Origin of the sequence: Pseudomonas frederiksbergensis (assembly GCF_017114915.1) — a bacterium.
GTDB lineage: Bacteria > Pseudomonadota > Gammaproteobacteria > Pseudomonadales > Pseudomonadaceae > Aquipseudomonas > Aquipseudomonas frederiksbergensis_I.
Window position 1 is genome coordinate 158019 of sequence record NZ_JAAUOE010000010.1, and the last position, 20001, is coordinate 178019.

17 protein-coding genes and 1 pseudogene are annotated in these 20001 nt (G+C 60.2%); 8 read left to right on the forward strand and 10 right to left on the reverse strand.

The genetic code is table 11. From position 1 onward, the window contains the following. The 7 genes from HCU66_RS10525 to HCU66_RS10555 all read left to right on the forward strand — a co-directional run bounded on the left by HCU66_RS10525 (window position 1) and on the right by HCU66_RS10555 (window position 5688). Complete coding sequence (locus HCU66_RS10525) at window positions 1-459, forward strand: Lrp/AsnC family transcriptional regulator (RefSeq protein ID WP_205888425.1); 459 nt, start codon at window positions 1-3, stop codon at window positions 457-459. Continuing rightward, on the forward strand, window positions 456-971 hold the full coding sequence (gene ahbB / locus HCU66_RS10530) for a siroheme decarboxylase subunit beta (protein WP_205888426.1): 516 nt from the start codon (window positions 456-458) through the stop codon (window positions 969-971). Before HCU66_RS10525 ends, ahbB (HCU66_RS10530) begins: the two co-directional genes overlap by 4 nt. Next, on the forward strand, window positions 964-1407 hold the full coding sequence (locus tag HCU66_RS10535; protein ID WP_205888427.1) for an Lrp/AsnC family transcriptional regulator: 444 nt from the start codon (window positions 964-966) through the stop codon (window positions 1405-1407). The genes ahbB (HCU66_RS10530) and HCU66_RS10535 overlap by 8 nt, the downstream gene beginning before the upstream one ends. Beyond that, entirely contained in the window at window positions 1382-1882 is a 501-nt protein-coding gene (ahbB, locus tag HCU66_RS10540) for a siroheme decarboxylase subunit beta (protein ID WP_205888428.1), read from the forward strand. Before HCU66_RS10535 ends, ahbB (HCU66_RS10540) begins: the two co-directional genes overlap by 26 nt. Before the next feature lie 215 nt (window positions 1883-2097). After that, window positions 2098-3276: a heme d1 biosynthesis radical SAM protein NirJ gene (gene nirJ / locus HCU66_RS10545; protein WP_205888429.1), complete on the forward strand. Its 1179-nt coding sequence runs from the start codon at window positions 2098-2100 to the stop codon at window positions 3274-3276. A gap of 70 nt (window positions 3277-3346) precedes the next feature. Further along, complete coding sequence (gene cobA / locus HCU66_RS10550) at window positions 3347-4186, forward strand: uroporphyrinogen-III C-methyltransferase (RefSeq protein WP_205888430.1); 840 nt, start codon at window positions 3347-3349, stop codon at window positions 4184-4186. After that, window positions 4183-5688 carry a nitrite reductase gene (locus HCU66_RS10555; RefSeq protein ID WP_205888431.1) on the forward strand — a complete coding sequence of 502 codons (1506 nt, stop codon included), beginning with the start codon at window positions 4183-4185 and terminating at the stop codon, window positions 5686-5688. Before cobA ends, HCU66_RS10555 begins: the two co-directional genes overlap by 4 nt. A gap of 174 nt (window positions 5689-5862) precedes the next feature. Here the strand turns inward: HCU66_RS10555 and HCU66_RS10560 are convergent, their stop codons facing one another. The 10 genes from HCU66_RS10560 to HCU66_RS10605 all read right to left on the reverse strand — a co-directional run bounded on the left by HCU66_RS10560 (window position 5863) and on the right by HCU66_RS10605 (window position 17931). After that, window positions 5863-6606: an SDR family NAD(P)-dependent oxidoreductase gene (locus tag HCU66_RS10560; RefSeq protein ID WP_205888432.1), complete on the reverse strand. Its 744-nt coding sequence runs from the start codon at window positions 6604-6606 to the stop codon at window positions 5863-5865. 115 nt (window positions 6607-6721) lie between these two features. After that, window positions 6722-7249: a nitrous oxide reductase accessory protein NosL gene (locus HCU66_RS10565; RefSeq protein WP_205888433.1), complete on the reverse strand. Its 528-nt coding sequence runs from the start codon at window positions 7247-7249 to the stop codon at window positions 6722-6724. Between the two features lie 31 nt (window positions 7250-7280). Then, window positions 7281-8111 carry an ABC transporter permease gene (locus HCU66_RS10570; protein WP_205888434.1) on the reverse strand — a complete coding sequence of 277 codons (831 nt, stop codon included), beginning with the start codon at window positions 8109-8111 and terminating at the stop codon, window positions 7281-7283. Further along, entirely contained in the window at window positions 8108-9031 is a 924-nt protein-coding gene (locus HCU66_RS10575) for an ABC transporter ATP-binding protein (RefSeq protein ID WP_205888435.1), read from the reverse strand. Before HCU66_RS10575 ends, HCU66_RS10570 begins: the two co-directional genes overlap by 4 nt. Next, window positions 9028-10320 carry a nitrous oxide reductase family maturation protein NosD gene (locus tag HCU66_RS10580; protein ID WP_205888436.1) on the reverse strand — a complete coding sequence of 431 codons (1293 nt, stop codon included), beginning with the start codon at window positions 10318-10320 and terminating at the stop codon, window positions 9028-9030. Before HCU66_RS10580 ends, HCU66_RS10575 begins: the two co-directional genes overlap by 4 nt. A gap of 27 nt (window positions 10321-10347) precedes the next feature. Next, a complete protein-coding gene (gene nosZ, locus HCU66_RS10585) occupies window positions 10348-12267 on the reverse strand; it encodes a TAT-dependent nitrous-oxide reductase (protein WP_205888437.1) in 1920 nt (639 codons plus the stop codon). Between the two features lie 54 nt (window positions 12268-12321). After that, window positions 12322-14535 carry a transcriptional regulator NosR gene (gene nosR / locus HCU66_RS10590; protein WP_420908050.1) on the reverse strand — a complete coding sequence of 738 codons (2214 nt, stop codon included), beginning with the start codon at window positions 14533-14535 and terminating at the stop codon, window positions 12322-12324. Window positions 14536-14611: 76 nt separating this feature from the next. Further along, window positions 14612-16000, reverse strand: a complete 1389-nt coding sequence (gene hemN / locus HCU66_RS10595; protein WP_205888438.1) for an oxygen-independent coproporphyrinogen III oxidase — start codon at window positions 15998-16000, stop codon at window positions 14612-14614. A 2-nt stretch (window positions 16001-16002) separates the two neighbouring features. Then, entirely contained in the window at window positions 16003-17370 is a 1368-nt protein-coding gene (locus tag HCU66_RS10600) for an oxygen-independent coproporphyrinogen III oxidase (protein WP_205888439.1), read from the reverse strand. Between the two features lie 117 nt (window positions 17371-17487). Further along, window positions 17488-17931, reverse strand: a complete 444-nt coding sequence (locus tag HCU66_RS10605) for a CopD family copper resistance protein (RefSeq protein ID WP_205888440.1) — start codon at window positions 17929-17931, stop codon at window positions 17488-17490. Window positions 17932-18319: 388 nt separating this feature from the next. Between HCU66_RS10605 and HCU66_RS10610 the strand changes: the two are divergent. Next, window positions 18320-20001 (forward strand): annotated as a pseudogene (locus HCU66_RS10610) (DUF5801 repeats-in-toxin domain-containing protein); the annotation flags it as partial.

Here is a 20001-nt window from a genome sequence, read left to right on the forward strand (position 1 = left end):
ATGAACCTTGAGCTGCTCAGCCGGCAACTGATCGACCGCTTCCAGCACGGCATGCCGCTGTGCCCGGAACCTTACAAGGAGATGGCGCGGATGCTCGGTTGCCGCGAGGACCAGGTGATGGCTTGCCTGGAAGAAATGGATAAGGCCGGCACCCTCTCACGGATCGGCCCGGTGTTCGAACACAGTCGCGCCGGGGCCAGCACCCTCGCCGCCCTCGCCGTGCCCGCCGAACGGCTGCAACAGGTCGCCGAGCGCGTCAGCCAATACCCCGAGGTCAACCATAACTATGCACGGGAGCATTTCTACAACCTGTGGTTTGTGCTGACCGGGCCTGATCGCCCGCACATCGAACGCGCTCTGGAACAACTGGAGAACGACACCGGCCTCGTTCCGCTGGATCTGCCGATGTTGACCGCTTACCGCATCGACCTCGGTTTTGCCTTGGGAGAAGGCCCATGACAGCGGGATTGAGCCCCAAACAGGCATTGGCCCTGCGTCGGCATCTGGAAGGCGGATTACCACGGGTATCGCGCCCCTATCAGGCCCTCGCCGAACGGATCAACGCCGATGAAAGCCAGGTGCTCGCGCAAATGCGGCAGTGGCACGAACAAGGACTTTTTCGCCGCGTCGGTCTGGTGCTCAACCATCGCGCGCTGGGCTTTACCGCCAACGCCATGCTGGTGCTGGATGTTCCCGACGCGCTGATCGACGAGGTGGGCCAGCGCCTGGGGCGAGCGCCCGGTATCACCCTCTGCTATCAACGGCCGCGGCGTTTGCCGCAGTGGCGCTACAACCTGTTCTGCATGGTTCACGGGCGTCAACGCGCTCAGGTCGAGGCGCACATCCAGACGTTACTGGAAGAACACCTGCTAAGCGACCTGCCCCACCAACTGCTGTTCAGCACCCAGGTATTCAAACAGTGCGGCGGACGCTTTGCGCCCTCGCCAACAGGAGCCCCCCGCCATGGATGACCTCGACCGCCGGTTGATCAACCGCTTACAACTGGGCCTGCCGCTGGTGCGCCATCCCTGGCAGGCACTGGCCGCCGAACTGGACAGCAGCAGCACCGAACTGCTCGATCGCCTCCACCAATTGCTCGAAGACGGCATCCTCACGCGCTTCGGCCCGATGTTCGACATCGAACGCCTCGGCGGCGCCTTCACCCTTGCCGCACTGGCGGTCCCGGAAGAACGTTTCGACGAGGTCGCCGAGCAACTGCATGCCCTGCCTGAAGTGGCGCACAACTACCGACGCGAACACGCCTGGAACATGTGGTTCGTGCTCGCCTGCGCGACCGAACAAGGAATCGCCCAGACCCTGCAGCGCATCGAAACCCTGACCGGTTTGCCGCCGCTCAACGTGCCCAAAGAGGAGACTTACCATGTCGGTTTGTACTTCACGGTCTGAAGAGACCCTGGCTCATCGTTTGATCGAATTGACCCAGGCAGGCCTGCCGCTTTTGGATGATCCGTGGGCCTGGCTCGCCGAACAGCTGGAGCTGAGCATCGAATCCACCCTGGATTTGCTCAAGCGAATGCAGGCCGAGGGTTCGATCCGGCGCATCGCCGCCGTGCCCAACCACTATCGCCTGGGCTATCGCTACAACGGCATGACCGTCTGGGATGTGCGCGACACCGACATGCCGCGCCTCGGCGCGTTGATCGGCGCGCAGCCTTTTGTCAGCCACTGTTATCGACGCCCGCGACGAACCGCATGGCGCTACAACCTGTTCGCCATGGTCCACGGTCGCAGCCGCGAGGAAATCGACAGTTACCGTGAACAGCTGCGCTATTTGCTGGGCGACGCCTGTGCCGCCGACGAGATGTTGGTGAGCAGCCGCATCCTGAAAAAAACCGGTGTGCGTTTAATGCCGCTCAGTTAGCAACGCATACCTTGTAGCAGCTGGCGAAGCCTGCGTTCGGCTGCGCAGCAGTCGTGAAATCAGGCAGTGCGGCATGTCAGACACACCACGCACACAGGTTTTACGACTGCTGCGCAGCCGAACGCAGCCTCGCGAGCTCGGCAGCTGCTACGGGCATCAGGTTTGCGTTTACCACCCGCTTCGCGCTGAACACACCCTGACTCAAGGAGATTTGCATGTTGAGGATCAGCCAATACCTGCGTGCCCTGACCGGCCAGGCGCCTGCCCCCAAAACCCGCCCACCGGGCAGCCACCGTGCGCCGGTGGTGATCTGGAACCTGCTCAGGCGCTGCAACCTGACCTGCAAACACTGCTACGCCACGTCCGCCGACAGCGTCTTTCGCGACGAGCTGGACACACCCGCTGCGCTGAGGGTGATCGACGACCTGCACGAGGCCGGGGTGAAGGTGCTGATTCTTTCCGGCGGCGAACCGCTGTTGCGCGATGACCTGTTTGTGCTCAGCGCCTACGCCCGGGACAAGGGTTTCTTTGTGGCTCTGTCCACCAACGGCACGCTGATCAATGAGCAGAACATCGCGCAGATCCACGCGGCGAATTTCGACTATGTCGGGATCAGTATCGATGGCCTGGAAGCCACCCATGACGCCTTTCGCCAACTGAAGGGCAGCTTCGCCAGCTCCATGCGGGCGATCCGGCTCTGTCGCGAACAAGGCATTCGTGTCGGCCTGCGCACCACACTGACTCAGGAGAATCATGGGCAGCTTCCCCGATTACTGGCGCTGATGCGCGAGTACGACGTGCAGAAGTTTTACCTGTCGCACCTCAACTACAGCGGTCGCGGCAAACGCAGCCGCCAACTCGACGCCCGGCAGCAGATGAGCCGCGAAGCCATGACGCTGATCTTCGAACAGGCCTGGGAAGACATCCAGCACGGCCGCGACAGCGATTTTGTCAGTGGCAACAACGACGCCGACGCGATTCTCTTGCTGCAATGGGTGGGCCTGCATCGACCCGAACATTATCCGCGCCTGGAACACATGCTCCGCGCCTGGGGCGGCAACGCCTCGGGCAGCGGCATCGCCAATATCGACAACACCGGCGAAGTACACCCCGATACCTATTGGTGGCAGCACTCGGTGGGTAATGTCCGGCGCACATCGTTCCGCACCCTGTGGCTGGACCGGCCAGACGCCTTGTTGCAGCAACTGCGCGCGCATCCTCGCGCCGTGGGTGGCCGTTGTGGCCAATGCCGCTGGCTCAGTATCTGCAACGGCAATACCCGCACCCGCGCCTGGGCCGAAGGTGATCTCTGGGGCCAGGACCCCGGTTGCCATCTCAGCGATGAAGAAATTGGCGTGCCGCCCTTATCGACCATCCCTTGCGTCATGCACTGAAGCACCCGCCTGGCGAGCCATCTGACAAAGGATGGGGCCGGCCCACCTGATGAAGCACCAAGGACGTCCCATGCATCCATCGATTATGTTACCGGCCGCGCTTGAGTCCCCGTTCAGACCGGGCGAAGTGGCCCTGGTCGGCGCCGGCCCCGGCGATCCACGCTTGCTGACCCTGCGGGCCTGGAGCCTGTTGATGCAGGCCGATGCCGTGGTTTACGACCGCCTGATCAGCCCCGAGCTGCTGTCATTGATCCCCCTCACCTGCGCCCGGCATTACGTCGGCAAGGCCAGCGGCTGCCATAGCCTGCCCCAGGAACAGATCAACCAACTGCTCGCCGACCTCGCCGATCAGGGGCAGCGCGTGGTCCGGCTCAAGGGCGGCGACCCGTTCATATTCGGTCGTGGCGCCGAGGAGCTGGAGTATCTGCTGCAACGCAACATTGACTGCCAGGTGGTCCCGGGCATTACCGCCGCTTCCGGCTGCAGTGCTTACGCCGGCATTCCGCTGACCCACCGGGACCTGGTCAACTCCTGTCGATTCATCACGGGTCATCTGCAGCGCGAGGGTGAGTTGCAACTGCCCTGGCGCAGCCTCGCCGACAGCAGCCAGACCCTGGTGTTTTACATGGGATTATCGAATCTCGGAATGATCGCCCGGCGCTTGATCGAAGCCGGCATGGCCGCCGATACACCGGCGGCGTTGATCAGTAATGGCACGCGCCCCGACCAGCACGTCGTTCGAGGCAGGCTGCAGCAGTTACCGACCCTGGCGCTGGATTGTCCACCGGGCATCCCGACCCTGACGGTGATCGGCAAAGTGGTCGATCTGTTCGCGATACATCAGCAGGAATACCCGGCGTGCTTCTACCCCGCGCAAGGGTCGCAACACCACGGCAAGGTGGCGATATGAGGCGCATGATGCTTGCCCCGTTGCTTTGGCTCGCTGCGACCCATGCCAGCGCAGCGGTTCCGCCCTCCGACGCGGCATTTGAACAAGCCGCCAACCTCTACCAACAGCATTGCCAGCGCTGCCATGGCGCCAACCGTCTCGGCGGTACCGGGCCGGCCTTGCTGCCGGAGAGTCTGAGCCGGATCAAACCCGGTGAAATCCGCAGTGTCATCCACAACGGCCGCCCCGCGAGCCAGATGGCCGGGTATGCCAACATATTCAGCAGCGCGCAGATCGAGGCGATGGTCGATTATCTCCAGCAACCACCCGCCACTGCGCCCACCTGGAGTAACGACGACATTCTCGCCAGTCACTCGATACTCACCGATATCAGCAAACTGCCCGACACGCCCCGGCATGGCGCCGACCCGCTGAACCTGTTCGTGGTGGTGGAAGCCGGCGACCATCACATCAACATCCTCGACGGCGATCGTTTCGAGGTGCTGGCACGGTTTGCTTCGCACTTTGCGGTGCACGGCGGGCCGAAGTTCTCGCCAGACGGACGCTTCGTCTACGTCGCCTCACGCGATGGCTGGATCAGCCTGTACGACCTGCACAACCTCAAGCTGATCGCCGAGGTCCGCGCCGGCCTTAATACCCGCAACCTGGCGGTGAGCAAGGATGGACGCTGGGTGCTAGTGGGCAACTATCTGCCGGGCAATCTGGTGGTGCTCGATGCCCGCGATCTGTCACTGGTCAAAACCATCCCGGCGATCGGCCAGGACGGTACCGCGTCTCGGGTCAGCGCGGTCTATACCGCGCCGCCACGGGACAGTTTCATCGTGGCGCTCAAGGACGTGAAGGAAGTCTGGGAGCTGCCGAGCGCAGGCACGCCAGACTTCGAACCGCGTCGGATCCAGGCCGAGGATATGCTGGACGACTTTTCCTTTTCACCGGACTACAAGCAACTGCTGGCCACGTCGCGCAAGGCCAGGGGCGGCCAGGTGATCGACCTCGACAGTGGCCAGGCGGTCACCGACATACCGCTGCCGGGCATGCCGCACCTGGGGTCCGGGACCTATTGGAAGCGCAACGGTGAGTGGGTGTTCGCCACGCCGAACATCAGCAAGGGGCTGATCTCGGTCATCGACTTCAAGACCTGGAAGCTGATCAAGGAAATTCCGACCCTGGGGCCGGGCTTCTTCATGCGCAGTCACCTCAACTCGCGGTATGCCTGGACCGACGTGTTCTTCGGCCCCGACAACGATGCGATTCACCTGATCGACAAACAGACCCTGGAAATCGCCCACACGCTGCGCCCGATGCCCGGCAAGACCGCCGCCCACGTCGAGTTCAGCCGCGACGGCCGCTACCTGTTGCTGAGCATCTGGGCCACCGACGGCGCGCTGATCGTTTACGACAGCAATACCCTCAAGGAGCTCAAACGCCTGCCGATGAACAAGCCGTCGGGCAAGTACAACGTGGGCAACAAGATTGAGTTTGTGGAGGGGACTTCGCATTAGGTGTTGGTGTACATATCCGTTTCTGCGGTAACGGCTATGTACACCATCAAAAAGCCGCTAGCTCAACACACAGTCTTCGCGGGCAGGCTCGCTCCCACAAAAGATTCCGGGAACATCCGCAAAACCAGCAGCGATCTTAAGCGAGCACGCACAAAGCCCAAGTGTGTTTACCCTTCAGCCCAGGGTGTAACCGTTATCGACTTTCCAGTCCTGACCGTAGACACCCCGAGCGCCTTGGGACAGTTGAAAGAGAATCACGTTGGCCACCGCTGATGCATCGAGGAAATGACCGGGCAGCAGACGTTCGCCGAGGGATTCGGCGACGTCGTCGAGCTCACTGTCGCTCAACCCCAGGTTGTCCCACATCGAGGTCGCGGTCGGACCCGGCGAAACCAGATTGATGCGCACATCAAAGCGCGCAAACTCCACCGCCAAGGTGCGCGCCTGTGCTGCCAGCGCGGCCTTGCTGGCGATACAGGCGGCCAGGCCGGGAAAGCTCGAACCGGTTAGGAAGCTGCCGACAAACACCACCGAAGCCGGACTCGCCAACTCACCGCGCAACGCCGCCAGGGTGTTCAACGCCCCTGCGCCATTGACTACCCACTGGCGCTGGAAGGCCGGCATGTCCAGGCTGTCGGCCATTTCGGCAATACCCGCGTTGGGCACCAGATAATCCACCGGACCCAGCGCCGCAGCACGCCGAGCCAGCTCGTGCAGGTCTTCCTGGCACGTGACGTCCCCTGCACACCATTGAAGCCGCTCACCGTATATCCGTTGCAAGGTCGGCAATTCACCGACAGTCCGTGACATGGCAAGTACCTTGACTCCACGCGGCAGGAGCGCGGCGCACAACGCCAGGCCGATGCCGGAGCTGGCACCGGTGATCACCGCCAAACGATCCTGAAACTCGGTTTGCATCATGTTCTCCTGGGCATCGTTAATGCCAAGCACTGGGGACCTTGTGGGGCCTTATCTTCGAACAGACGCAGAAATACCGACTTGACGGCGATCACTTTTCCAGGTGGCACGCCGGTCAATGAGTCGAATACGACATCGCTGGCTGCTGCTGAAGTACCGCCTGATCGATATCACTGAACCGCAGCACACGACCGCCCTGGTCGGCGGCCAGTTTTTGCGCAGCCTGTTGGCTGGAGAAAGACGCCAGCACCACACCCATTGCTCCCTTGAGTTGGGTGCCGACCACATAAAACGCCTCCCTGGCATCGATCAGATCGGCATCATTGGGTGCGTTCCACGGACTGCGGCCCATGTCGTGGACATACAACCTGGCCTCGCCATGATGATTTTCCGGCTGTAACCACCAACCGATCATCTCCGCCGTGGAGCAGAATTTCTTGATGCCGCTGCGCTCGACCACTTCACCCTTGGGCCCGGGGAAGCCGTCGATGATCATGCCGCAAACATGGCATTCGTCACTGGGATGAAAAGCAGCGGGGGCGTCGCTGTAGGTGGCTTGCACCGGTTTGTCACAGGCCGCCAGCAGCAGGCAGACCATCAGGCCCGCCACGGCGCGTACCGTTGTCGAATAAAGAGTGCTCATTGTCAGATGCTCCAAAAACCAAGGTGTGAATTCATGTCGCCCGTCGACGGAACAGGAGCCAGGCCGAGCCCAGAGGCACCGCCACCCACAGCAACAGGCACAACCAGAGCATCGAACCCGGCACAGGCAAATCGCTGCCCAGCGTCAGCACGCCAGCGGTACCGGCGCCGGGCTCAAAACCGGAAAGATTGATCAGGCGATAGACATCGGCGGGGTTGAGCAGCAGCAACCAGGGCAGTACTTTCGGGTTGAACTGCCCTTCGCTGAGCACCAGCAGTGCCAGCAGCACCAGGTCGAACACCAGCACGAAGAAGAACCACACCCCCAGCGCCAGCCCGGCAGCCGTGGATTTCTCGGCAGACACACTGCTCAGCACATAGGCCAGCCCAAGAAAGCCCCAGCCCAGCAACGTCGACGACAGCATGAATCGTCCAAAAGCCCAGAGCAGCAAGTTCAGTTCGACGTCCTCCACCAGCACCGCAATCGCCAGCATCGCGCAGCCGAAACCGATGAGGGTCGCCAGCGCCAGGATCGATCCGTGGCCGAGGAATTTGCCGAGCAAAATGTGCCCGCGCCCCAGTGGATAGGTCAGCAACAGCAGCAACGTGCCGCTTTCGTCTTCGCCGACGATGGCGTCATAGGCCAGCAGCAAGGCAATCAGCGGCATCAGGAATGTCGCCAGGCTGGCCAGGCTGGCGATGGTGGCGGGCACCGACGTAAAGCCCAATTGCCCGGACGCCGCCGCCCCCAACCAGGCGATACCAGTCGCCAGCACCGCGAACAACAGGCTGATCGCCAACAACCAGCGGTTGCGCAAACCGTCATTCAGTTCCTTGCGGGCCATGTACCAGATCGGGTTCATACGATCTCTCCACTGGGAGTCGCAACGGCACGGCCCATGTAATAGCGGTAAATGTCCTCCAGGGACGGTGGGTCGATTTCCACGTCAGCTGGCTCATGCTCATTGAGCAATTGGCGCAACAGGCCCAATTTGCTGCCATTGAGCGCAGCCACTTCAAGGCCCTCCCCCCCCCAGCGCCGGGTGACGTGCCCGGCGTTGTTCCAAGACGCCTGCAACGGCCCGGCATGCTTGAGCCCGCTGGCGCGAATCCGCGTCGGCAACCCGGCTGTCTCGCGCAAACTGCGCAGACTGCCGAGGGCCAGCAGGCGCCCCTGGGTCAGAATCGCGGCACGGTTGATGTGCGCCTCGACCCCCGGCAATACGTGGGAACAGAGAATGATGCTGGTGCCCTGGCTGCGCAGCCGGTCGAGCAACCGATACAGGTCTTGAGTGGCGATGGGGTCGAGACCGACGGTCGGTTCGTCGAGCAATAACAAGCGTGGCTCGCCGAGCAAGGCCTGCGCCAGGCCCAGGCGCTGGCGCATGCCCTTGGAGTAGGTCTTGACCCGTCGATGCGCCGCGCCCGCCAGGCCGACCTCTTCCAGCAGCACCTCCACCTGAGCGAGCGCTGCGCCTTTGAGTCGAGCGAAATGACGCAGCGTCTCCAGGCCGCTCATCTGCGGATAAAAGGTCACGTTCTCCGGCAAATAGCCCAGCAGACGCCGAACCTGCGGATCGCTGGGCAAGCGGCCGAACACCCGAACCTGACCTTCACTGGCCTGGAGCAGGCCGAGCACCAGTTTCATGCTGGTGGTCTTGCCCGCGCCGTTGTGCCCGAACAAACCCAGCACTTCGCCTTCGGCCAGGCTCAGGTGCAACTGATGCAACACCGTGGTGTGTCCATAACGCTGGCTGACGCCTTCCATATCGATGACGTTCATGCGGTGGGCTCCTGGATCAGGGATTGCGTGGTGGGACTCATCAGCGGATGGCTGTCCCGGACGCCCGGCGATCTCATCACTGGAAAGGCCCGTTGCACCCAGCGCAGCAACTCGATCCCGGGGCTGTTCATCAACAGCCGCACCTGCGGGTACAGCCACAGCAGGCGGTCGACGTTGTCGTTGGGTTCATAGGCAATATCGCCCAGGCCATCGTTGTTGCGATCCCACCCCAGGTAATCGCTCCAGTAATTGCCCCGGCCATCCGCCGACCATTCCTGCAAACGGGTGGCAACGTATTTGACCTGCCGTTGGTTGCCGACAAATGCGTTGTCGGCAATGCGGTTGTCTTCGGAGCCGGCGGTGAGGTGAATGCCCACGGCGCTGTGCTCGAAGTGGTTGTGTTCGATGCGATTGAACAGAGAGTTGTAGATGAACAGCGCCTTGCCTTCGGCGCCGCTGATCATGCTGTCGCCGGTCGAGCCGTCGCGCACGTCCGTGACGAAATTGTCGCGCAAGGTTGAATAGGTGATGTAGTTCATCAGGATGCCGTAGTTCTGATCCTGTTCGGAGCGGTTGCCAATCACCTCGAGTTTGCGGCTTTGCATCAGGGCGTAGCCGGTGCGGGTGCGGCGGGTGGTGTTGCCAATCAATCGGTTGTCGTTGGCGAACATGTAATGCACGCCGTAACGCAGGTCTTCCAGGGTATTGCCCTGCAGCAGGTTACCGTTGGAGGTATCGATGTAGATGCCATCGCGGGTGTCGCGCACCTGGTTACCGATGACCCGGGCGCCATGCACCGCATACAGATGAATACCGTTGCCGCGATCCTGGGAACGCATCACCGGATCACCCTGGATGCGATTGTCTATCAGGCTCGCATCCTGAGTCCCGTCGACCCAGATGCCGAAACCCTGGCCTTGCATGCGATTGTCTTTGATCACCGCGCCACGGGCTTTGGGCTGGAGGAACACCGCCGCATTCATGGCGGTGAGGTCATGCCCCCAGTCCAGAAAGGTGCAGCCTTCGATCCGGACATCGGGGGCGCTGACGATCACCCCGTTGCCCTGCCCCTGCGCCTGAAACACCGCGCCGGGCTCACAGAGAATCTGCATCGGTTGATCGACGCTGAACGAACCACGGTACTCGCCCGCTGGCAGGTGCCAGCGTTGTTCAGCGTCAACCCGCAACGGCAACGTGGTGATCGGTTGCACCGCCGCCAGTGCGCCGCCTGACATCAACAGGAGCACAAGGGCAATGACCTTCGCCGGGGTTTCCTTGAGATCAGTCATGGGCCCGCTCCCGTTGATTGGCAACCGTCAGGCCCGCTCGACCTTCATGCGGCCGACCATTTCCATGTGCAGCGCATGGCAGAACCAGCTGCAGTAGTACCAATGCAGGCCGGCCTTGTCGGCGGTAAAGGTGATGGACGAGGTTTGCTGCGGGCTGATCTCCATGCTGGCGCCATGGTTGGTCATGATGAAGCCGTGGGTCAGGTCTTCAATCTGGTCGATGTTGGTGATGGTCACGGTGACCTCGTTGCCCTGCTTGACGGTGAACTCGGTCAGACCATAGGCCGGCGCCATGGAAGTCATGTAGACCCGCACATGATTGCCGTCGCGGATGACCTTGTTGTCGGTCTCCAAGTTGACGCCGTCTTTCTTGGCCAGCTCCACGGTGGCGGCGAAGAACGGGTCATTGCGGTTCCAGATCTTTTGGGTCTTGATCTGGTCCCGGCGCGCCATGATGCAATCGTGAGGTTCGGCAAACGCAGGGCCGTCGTGCACCAGCTTCATCTCTTCGCCGGAAATATCGATCAATTGGTCGTTTTCCGGGTGCAGCGGCCCGGTCGGCAGGAAGCGGTCCTTGGAGAATTTGCACAACACCACCAGCCACTTGCCATCCGCCTCACTGGTTTCGGTCAGCGAGGCGTGGTTATGGCCAGGCTGGTAATGCACGTCGAGCTTTTGCTTGATGTAATTGACCTTCTCGCCCTTGTAGGCGCGTATCGCTTCCTCCATGTTCCACTTCACCACCTGGCTGTCGATGAACAACGTGGTGTACGCATTGCCGCGTCCGTCGAAAGTGGTGTGCAAAGGGCCCAGGCCCAGTTCCGGCTCGGCGACGATAACCTCGCGCGGGTCCTTGAATTTATCGGCGAACAGGTCGTCCAGCCGGTCGATGGCAATCATTGATACCGTTGGCGACAGCTTGCCGTTGGCAATGAAATACTTGCCATCGGATGAGGTGTTGAGGCCGTGGGGGTTCTTCGGAACGGGGATGTAACGGGTGAACTCAGAGTCCTTGCCATCAGTTTTACGACCGTCGACCACTGGCACTTTCGAGTCTTCCAGAGTGATGAACTTGCCGGCCTTGATGGCGGCTTCGATGCGCGGGATGTTGAACACCACGACCCAGTCGCGCTCGTTGCGCATCATGCCGCCAAGATCGTAAGCCTTCTCCGAGTTGTAGCAGGTGGACGCGGCGTACTTACCGGTGTAATCCATGTCGGCGTTGTCCAGGTTGCCGTCGACGATTACCTGGAAGGCCATTTCCATTTTCTCGGCATCGATGGCATTGAACAGGGTGAAGCTGTTTTTGTCTTGCAGGTCGAAGGTGTGGCCGTCATTGGGGTGTGGAATGACGAATTCGGCATTGGCGAACACATACTTGGTGTAGGGCACTTTTTGCAGACGCAGGCCGTGAATGGCTTGCACGTTCGGCACCGTAAGCATCTTGTCGCACTTCATGATGTCCAGGCGGATGCGCGCGACACGGGAGTTGGCCTTGTCGTTGATGAACAGGTACTTGCCGTCGTACTTGCCATCGGTCATGGAGATATGCGGGTGATGGCAATCGCCGTTCTGAAACTTTGCACTGTCGCCCAGAATCCGCTTGCTTTCGTTGGTCAGGCCCCAACCGGTGGCAGCGTCGACGTTGAACACCGGAATACGCGTCAACTCACGCATCGACGGCACGCCCAGCACCCGCACTTCCCCCTGATGACCACCGCTCCAGAAGCCGTAGTATTCGTCCAGCTCACCGGGGCCGACATGGGTTTTCGCCTGCGCATCCTTGACCGCCGCCGCCCATGACTCACGGCTGAACACCGCGCCGCCGAGGGTCGTGGCCCCCGCCAGCACCGCACCGGTGACGGCACTGCTGCCCAGAAAACCGCGACGACTGAGTCCCGCCTGTTCCTCTTCCTGCACGGGCTTTGTCGATTGTGTGTCAGTCATGCTGCGTACTCCTTGAAGGGATAAACGGTCATTGCGGACGTGCGCTCGCGAGCTTCATTCAGGAGCCGACACTTCCACGACAGGTATCAGGTGTGCGCCGGTGGGTGCCGGCTTGCTGCGCTTCTTGCGCTTGTTGATCAGCGGCGGGCATTTGTTTTCGTTGTGGTAGGTCATCTGGCAATCGAGGCAGTAGTGACACTCGTTGGCATTGATCCGGCCATCCGGATGAATCGCCTGGATCTCGCATTCCCTGGCGCACAGCTGGCAGGGGTTGCCGCATTCCTTGCGACGCTTGAGCCAGTCGAACAGACGCAATTTGGTGCCGATTGCCAGCCCCGCGCCCAAGGGGCAGATGTAGCGGCAATAGACTTTTCGCGTGAAAAGATTGATGACCAGCAGTGCCACCGCGTAGAGCACGAACCACCACTGACGGTCGAACTTGAGGGTGATGGCGGTCTTGAACGGTTCCACTTCGGCGAACAGCTCGGCAGCGGACATCGATTCCAGGGAGATGCCGAAAAGCAGCAGCAAGATGATGTACTTGATCGCCCACAGCCGCTCATGCACCGCGAACGGCAATTCGTACTGGGGAATTTTCACCTTGCGCGCGGCTTCGTTGATCAGCTCTTGCAAGGCGCCAAACGGGCACAGCCAGCCGCAGAACACGCCACGGCCCCACAGCAGAATGCTCGCTGCAGTGAAGACCCAGAGCATGAAGATCAGCGGATCGGTAAGAAACAGTTCCCAGCGAAAGTGCTCGAACAGCGCATGGACAAAGGTCAGGACATTGACCACCGACAACTGGCCCAGGGCATACCAGCCCAGAAAAACCACGGTAAAGAGCAGGTAGCCACGACGCAGCCAGTGCAGAAAACGTGGCCGGCGGGTGAGTTTGTCTTGCAGGAACAGGATTGCCGTCAGCAGCAGCAACGCGCTCGCGAGTACGGCGATCTGGAAATGTTTCTGATACCAGATGGTCAACCACATCGGCCGGTTGGCCTCCTCGACGGCCGCCCGCTCTTCGGCACTGGGCGCGGGTCGCTCAAGGTAAGGCTCGGGCAGTTGATAAGGCAGTTCGAAGCTGCTGAAGGTGCCGCTGACCGGTCCCGTCTGACGCCGCACCAGGAGCTCCAGGGACCAGGGCGATCCCGGATCGAATCCGGCCTGTCTGCGGACAATGAAAATCGACATTTCATTGAATTCGGGCATGCCCTCGGCAAACACATCGGAAATCCGCTGATGGTCCATGTCGCGAAAGCTGATGACGTTGCCGAACTGACGCAATTGCACCCGATCGAAAATCCCGCCGCGCACATAACCCGAGCCTTTATAGGAAAACAGCCCGCGACCCAGTACCACGATGGCCTGCTCGCCGGGTTTGAGTTCCTGCATGAGGAAGCGATATTGATTGTCGCCCAGCAGCGCACGACCAATGGTTGGCGGGTTCAGGTCGGCGGTGTACAGCTCGATAAAGGTGTCATTGACTTGATCCGGGCCGGCGTTGTCGACGCCTTCGGCTTCGGTGCCCTTGAAGGCGGCATCGACTTGTCCGCGGGTCAGGTTCAGCCGGCGAATGGCGCCGTTACCGGTCAGTTGCTCCCAGGTGGCGGGCTCGAAAAAGTCCTGGCGCACGGTGGCGGGCTTGTGCACCGCTGCACCCTTGTCCTCGATCAGCTTGAGCGATACGGCCACTTCATGGGCGGCACGCATGATGACCTCATTGACCACCATGGCGGTGACCGTTGCGCCGGCGATGGCATCCACGGTGACCGCGTTCGGGTCGCTGGAATGACCGACCACCACTCGCTGATTGACCTTGACTCCTTTGTATCGGGCACTGAAACCGTGAAGTTTTTCTTCAGCAATGCCAATCAGCAGAATCGGTTCATGGTGTTCCAGCACATAGGCGTCCTGAATCATGCCAGCGGTATCGAGGATCACCTGGGTGTTGACGGGTTTGCCCGAGTAGGCCGGAATATCCACCACATCCAGGCTCTGGAACACATAACCGATGACCTTGCCGGCCGCCGACAGCGTACGCACCTTGAACTTGCCTTCGGGTGCGGACACCGATTCGGTTTGAGGGAAGACCTTCTCGATCCGCTGCTGCTCGATGTCGCCATATGACTTGGCCTGCACCGTCGCGAACATTGCGATCATCAGCACGATCATCACCACCAGCCCGACGCCCCGGATGCGCAGGTTGCCATGTATCGAAGGCTGATGGATTGTCATGAACTCGCTGATTTCAAAGGGGCTTGCGGCCATGTTAGGGAGCGTTGCGCGCCCTGCCCTTGATTGAAATCAACTCGATAAAATTACTGTGCCAGAGCGTCCCGAAGCCTCAAACGGTACGTGAAAACTGGCCTTTTTGTTCACCACCCAAATAGGCGTCAAATGCCATCGCGGCACTGCGCATCATCAAATGCCCTTGGGGCAACAGCACCAATTCGTCATGGTGAATCTGCAACAGTCCATCGCGCACATGCTCGTCCAGTTGCGCCAGCGCATCGGCAAAATACTCGGTAAAGCGAATGTCATGACGCACTTCGAACTTGCCGAAATCGATCCGCCCGTGGCACATCAGGTCACTGATCACCTCACGGCGCAGCAGGTCATCCGCGCTCAAGCGGTACCCTCGATGCACCGGCAACAAGCCTTGATCGATACGGGCGTAATACTGAGAAAGCTCCTTGACGCTCTGGCTGTAGCTGTCGCCGACCTTGCCGATCGAAGACACCCCCAGGCCGATCAAGTCGCAATCGGCATGGGTTGAGTACCCCTGAAAATTGCGTTGCAGGGTGCCATGGGTGCGGGCCTGCGCCAGTTCATCGTCCGGCAAGGCGAAGTGATCCATGCCGATATAAACATAACCGGCTTCGGTCAGACGGCGGATGGTCAACTCGAGCAACTCCAGCTTGCGTTCCGGTGGCGGCATATCCTCCGGGCGAATCAGCCGTTGCGCGCGCACCAGCTCCGGCAAATGGGCGTAACTGTAGGCGGCAATCCGGTCGGGGCGCAGGGCGATGATCTTGCCGAGGGTGACATCGAAACTGTTCACGGTTTGCAGCGGCAGACCGTAAATCAGATCGACGCTGATCGACTTGAATTGTGCCTCACGCGCTGCGGCAACCAACCCCTGAATCTGCTCTTCACTTTGCTGGCGATTGACTGCAGCCTGCACGTCGGGATCGAAATCCTGTACGCCGAAGCTCAGGCGATTGAACCCCAGTTGGCGCAGCGACCGGATCTGCTCGGTGCTGACGGTGCGTGGATCGACCTCGATGGAGAACTCATGATTATCGCTGTCGTCCATGTCGAATGCCTGGTGCAGACAGTTCATCAGGTCCGCCAGCTGTTCACTGGTCAAATAGGTTGGCGTGCCCCCGCCCAGGTGCAGCTGCGTGAGTTTGCGCGTGCTGTCGAACAGGGCCGCCTGCATCACGATTTCACGTTTGAGGTACGTCAGGTATTCGACCGCCCGATGGGTTTTTCGGGTAATGATTTTGTTGCAGGCGCAGTAGTAACAAAGGCTCTTGCAGAACGGAATGTGGATATACACCGACAATGGCTTGGGCACAGCCACCAGGTTGCTGTCGGAGGCGGCGCGCTGATAGTCGTCGACAGCAAACGCCTGATGAAACTGTGGCGCCGTGGGATAAGAGGTATAGCGCGGCCCGGGGCGGTCATACTTTACGACCAGGGCTCGATTGAAATCGAATGAAGGCTTCATGATCAATCAACTCGCAGGTGGGTTAAATGCCTTGCACCGCCCAGATTCCTTTCAAACAGGTTGCAGATGGCATCCACTTCCGGCCGGCCGGCCGGAAGAATGCTGATGAAACGGTCCGACAATTCGATCAACCCATCACGCCTCAATTGCTCCAGCAATGGCCAGACAGATGCGAAGTACTGGTGGAAAATCAGCCCATAGCGCCGCTCGATGGCGCGGATGTCCAGCTCTTGATCACACGCCAGTCGCTCCATGACCTTGCGTCTTATCTGATCCCCTGCCTCGAAACGCCAGCCGCGACACGTCGGCAATTGGTCCCTGTCCAACTGCTGCCGATAACGTTCAATCGCGTCGGTGTTTTGCGTATACAAATCGTCGATCTGGCTGATGGCACCCAGACCGAAGCCGATATGGTCGCAATAGCCGTGACGGGTGAAACCCTCACAGGTGCGCCGTAACCGGCCGCGTTCCTGAGCGATCGCCAGATCATCATCGGGCCGGACAAACTGCCCCATCCCGATGTAGTGATAGCCCGCGACGTTCAGCTGCTCGAAGCAGATCCGGCGCATCGCGCCTTTATCGTCCTGGCTGCACAGCGCTCTGACCTTGTCGTCGAGCCTGGGACTGTAACGACGTGGTGGCCGGGTATAGTCGAACACCATCAGCCTGTCCGGCTCCAGCTCAATAATCGCCGCCAGTTTCAGGGCGAAACTTTCCGGTGTTTGCCAGGCATGGCCAAAACCCAGATCGACATTGATGGATCGAAAACCAAAGGTGCGGGCGGCATCGATCAGTGAGTGAATGGGGGCCGGGTTCTGGTAGCAGGTCACTGACCTGTCACAGTCGGTGTCGATATCCGGAACGCCGATGCTGACATGATTGAATCCCTGGCCACGCAGCGCGCCCATGGTCGACCAATTCGTATGGTGAAGGTCCACATCGACGCTGTAGTCGCCGCACTCATGTTCGAGAAAGTTGAACCGGCCACGCAGGTGATTCATCAGCCGCTCCAGATGAACGATGGTGGGTGTTGCGCCGCCCAGATGGAATTGTTCGACCCGTTGCTCTCTGCTCAGATGGCAACCGACGAGGTCGATCTCCTGTTCCAGACGCTGCAGGTACTGTTCGATGCCATCGTGTTCGCCGCAAACATCGCGCGGGGAGCAGAAGGATGGCTTGAGCCTGGAAGGCAGCTGTACGTTCAGGGCTATCGGACGTCGTTTCTGGCGGCTGATGCGCAAGGCACGAAGCAAATCCAGAGAGCCGATGCCGTCATGAAACTTTTGCGTGTCGGCAGGACAGTTGGGGTCGAGTACGCCCTGATCGCACCGATCGATCAGCTCGCCGGGGGCGTGGAAAAAATCGAGCATGACAGGTCTCCGAGACTGGCTGCGAATCAACAGTGTCCGGGATCGGCGAGCCATGCTCCTTGACTTGTATCAAGCACAAGACGAGTGCTTGCAGGACCGGTTTTCGCTCAAGGCCGGTCACCAGCTCAGGTAAAACATGCCCTTGGCCAACAGTACGATGATGACCATATGGCAGAACAGACTGCCATGGATGAAGTGCAGGGATCGCGCGCTCATTCGGCCGCTTTTGAACAAGAACATGGCGACCAGGAAATGCAGCAACACGCTCACGGCAACCACGATTTTCAACATCAACAAGGTGCTGAATGATGAAGCCATTGGTGTTGCAAGGACGGGCAAATAGCGGAGCCAGACCATGCCCAGCCCGGCGCCGAACAATATCAGCAGCACCCACGGCATCAGGGTGCGGGCTCGTCGGCCAATGCCCTGCTCGACCAGCAACATCACTTTGGCGGGCAACTGTTTGCGGATGCTTTCCAGGAACAGAACTTCGAAAAACACCGTGCCGATAAAGATCAGGGCGGCAAACAGGTGAAACGTCAGAAACAGCGGATAAAGCATGGGATTTTCGCCCTCGGGCGCCGACCCTCACTGGAGGGCTGGACAGGTTCGGCAAACCAGTCTCGCCATTGAAGCTGTCGGCTTCTGCGCAGAATACAGAGCAGGTCGGCTCATGCGGTTGACATCGATCAAGAACCCCGCAAATCGCGGATGCTCCAGCGCATGTCGCGAGTACAGGCCTTACATTCAAACGTCCAGCATGCCCTCATGCACAAATGGAATATGTGGTGCCGCTCCTTAGCGTCCTCATCCCGTTTTCCCCTCCCACATAGGCCGAAACTCCCATCCCGTTTGGGAGTATCGGCCGATGTGCAATCTGCGGCGCCTAGTCATAGTTGCAGAGGTCAATGGTCAGGCCTCAATGACCGCAATTGCTCAGGAGAACGTCATGACTATTCGCGAGCAAGACTCATCGCTAACGGGCGATACGGTCGCCCTATCCACAACGTCGGTCACGACCAACGCTTTGGGCGTGGTGACCGGCGAGGACGTTACGCTGGATGAAACGGCCGGGCTGCAGAACGCCACCGCCACGCCAAGCCCCGCAGCAGACGCTGACGACAACGACATTCTGGTGGCGTCCCTGCCCTCAGCCTTCGCTACCCGTTTGACTGCACTGGGTGCAGGTACCGCAACGGGTGCGGCCTTGAGTGGTTATACCGGTGCCGCGGGCGACACGGGCAGCAATGCGTTCACCCTCACCGACCCGACCGGCATTACCGATATCAGATTCGTCGACAGCGCTGGCGCACCGCTCGATGGCGTGGACAGCGGACTGGATACCCTCGATGGCACCAGCATCCTTCTCTATACCGATACGAACGACAATAACATCGTTGTGGGCCGAGCCGGGGGCCCAGCCGGCGCGATCGTGTTCGCGGGCTATATCGAAGAAACCGGATCGCCGGTCTCAGGTGGCAAGATCTGGACCGTGGAGTACCAACCGCTCAAGCATCCAGATACGACGAACCCCGATGATTCGCTCAACCTGCTGAATAAGGTGTTCATCGGAGTCACTCAAGACTTGGGATTCAGTCTGGCCGGCGCGCCCTCCGGTCAGAACCTCTTCCTGATGTTCACGAAAGCGAACCCGGCCACTGAAACGGTCAATGGTGTCGTGCGGATCACGGATCCCACCATCATCGCCACCGGCAAGAACCCTGCTGACCAGTCAAGCGGCGCCAATATAAACACTGGCGACACGATCAATACCAGCCAGGGGGGTGGCCCGACCACCATCGGCACCAATAACCAGATGATTACGGAACAGGAAGGCATCCGCTTTTCGTTCGTCACCGGTGCCAGGCAGGATGTGACCGTACCCAACCTCAGTCAGACCGAAGCGGATGTTGAGTCCAACATCGACTTCACCAGCGTCTACAATTCGACGTCGGCCAGTTTCGACGTCGTGCAGTTGCAAGGCGGCAAGAGTGCTGTGGTAAAAGTCAGCGCATACAACACCGCTGCTGAACCTGGCGTGAACTTCGTCAACGGCTATGTGGGTGATGCGTCGGTTGCCATCACCAATATTCGCGTCATCAACATCAGCACCGGGCTGGTGATCGAGAATTCAGACGGATCGGTGAATGATCCGGCCATTGGCATCAGCTTCGCCAATGGGGTTGCAACCATCACCGGCGTTTTGGCCGGCTACCAGATTGAATACACCACAACGTCGGATCACAACCGCGTACTCATCGAGAACGGGGCGGCCCTCGACGCCAGGGGTAATGACCATGCCGATTTTGATATCGGCGGCTTCACACTGCGCAAAGCCGATACTGCGATCGCCGAAATCGGCTCCAAGATGATCTTCGAGGACGACGGGCCAAGCGCCGACGTGGCCGATGGCGGCGGTTCAGTGACGATCGACGAAACGGCCGGCAACCAGGATGACGACAGCGACGCGGCGGCGGTGCTGGCGCTGTTCGACACGGAAGTGCTGAACAAGGGCACGGACTTGAATCCAACCGAGTTCGCGATCAGCACCACGCCTCTGGCCACCACGGCGCTCAGCAGCTTTGGCCAGGACCAGGAGAATGCAACGAAAGTGCTGTCGCTGGCGATTGT

What these genes read in the sequence shown, in the direction of transcription:
- HCU66_RS10565 (WP_205888433.1), bottom strand. Translation starts at nt 7,249, where the DNA reads ATGAGCACTCTTTATTCGACAACGGTACGCGCCGTGGCGGGCCTGATG.
- cobA (WP_205888430.1), top strand. Translation starts at nt 3,347, where the DNA reads ATGCATCCATCGATTATGTTACCGGCCGCGCTTGAGTCCCCGTTCAGA.
- HCU66_RS10575 (WP_205888435.1), bottom strand. Translation starts at nt 9,031, where the DNA reads ATGAACGTCATCGATATGGAAGGCGTCAGCCAGCGTTATGGACACACC.
- HCU66_RS10560 (WP_205888432.1), bottom strand. Translation starts at nt 6,606, where the DNA reads ATGCAAACCGAGTTTCAGGATCGTTTGGCGGTGATCACCGGTGCCAGC.
- nosZ (WP_205888437.1), bottom strand. Translation starts at nt 12,267, where the DNA reads ATGACTGACACACAATCGACAAAGCCCGTGCAGGAAGAGGAACAGGCG.
- HCU66_RS10555 (WP_205888431.1), top strand. Translation starts at nt 4,183, where the DNA reads ATGAGGCGCATGATGCTTGCCCCGTTGCTTTGGCTCGCTGCGACCCAT.
- HCU66_RS10525 (WP_205888425.1), top strand. Translation starts at nt 1, where the DNA reads ATGAACCTTGAGCTGCTCAGCCGGCAACTGATCGACCGCTTCCAGCAC.
- ahbB (WP_205888426.1), top strand. Translation starts at nt 456, where the DNA reads ATGACAGCGGGATTGAGCCCCAAACAGGCATTGGCCCTGCGTCGGCAT.
- HCU66_RS10600 (WP_205888439.1), bottom strand. Translation starts at nt 17,370, where the DNA reads ATGCTCGATTTTTTCCACGCCCCCGGCGAGCTGATCGATCGGTGCGAT.
- HCU66_RS10580 (WP_205888436.1), bottom strand. Translation starts at nt 10,320, where the DNA reads ATGACTGATCTCAAGGAAACCCCGGCGAAGGTCATTGCCCTTGTGCTC.
- hemN (WP_205888438.1), bottom strand. Translation starts at nt 16,000, where the DNA reads ATGAAGCCTTCATTCGATTTCAATCGAGCCCTGGTCGTAAAGTATGAC.
- nirJ (WP_205888429.1), top strand. Translation starts at nt 2,098, where the DNA reads ATGTTGAGGATCAGCCAATACCTGCGTGCCCTGACCGGCCAGGCGCCT.
- nosR (WP_420908050.1), bottom strand. Translation starts at nt 14,535, where the DNA reads ATGGCCGCAAGCCCCTTTGAAATCAGCGAGTTCATGACAATCCATCAG.
- HCU66_RS10535 (WP_205888427.1), top strand. Translation starts at nt 964, where the DNA reads ATGGATGACCTCGACCGCCGGTTGATCAACCGCTTACAACTGGGCCTG.
- HCU66_RS10570 (WP_205888434.1), bottom strand. Translation starts at nt 8,111, where the DNA reads ATGAACCCGATCTGGTACATGGCCCGCAAGGAACTGAATGACGGTTTG.
- HCU66_RS10605 (WP_205888440.1), bottom strand. Translation starts at nt 17,931, where the DNA reads ATGCTTTATCCGCTGTTTCTGACGTTTCACCTGTTTGCCGCCCTGATC.
- ahbB (WP_205888428.1), top strand. Translation starts at nt 1,382, where the DNA reads ATGTCGGTTTGTACTTCACGGTCTGAAGAGACCCTGGCTCATCGTTTG.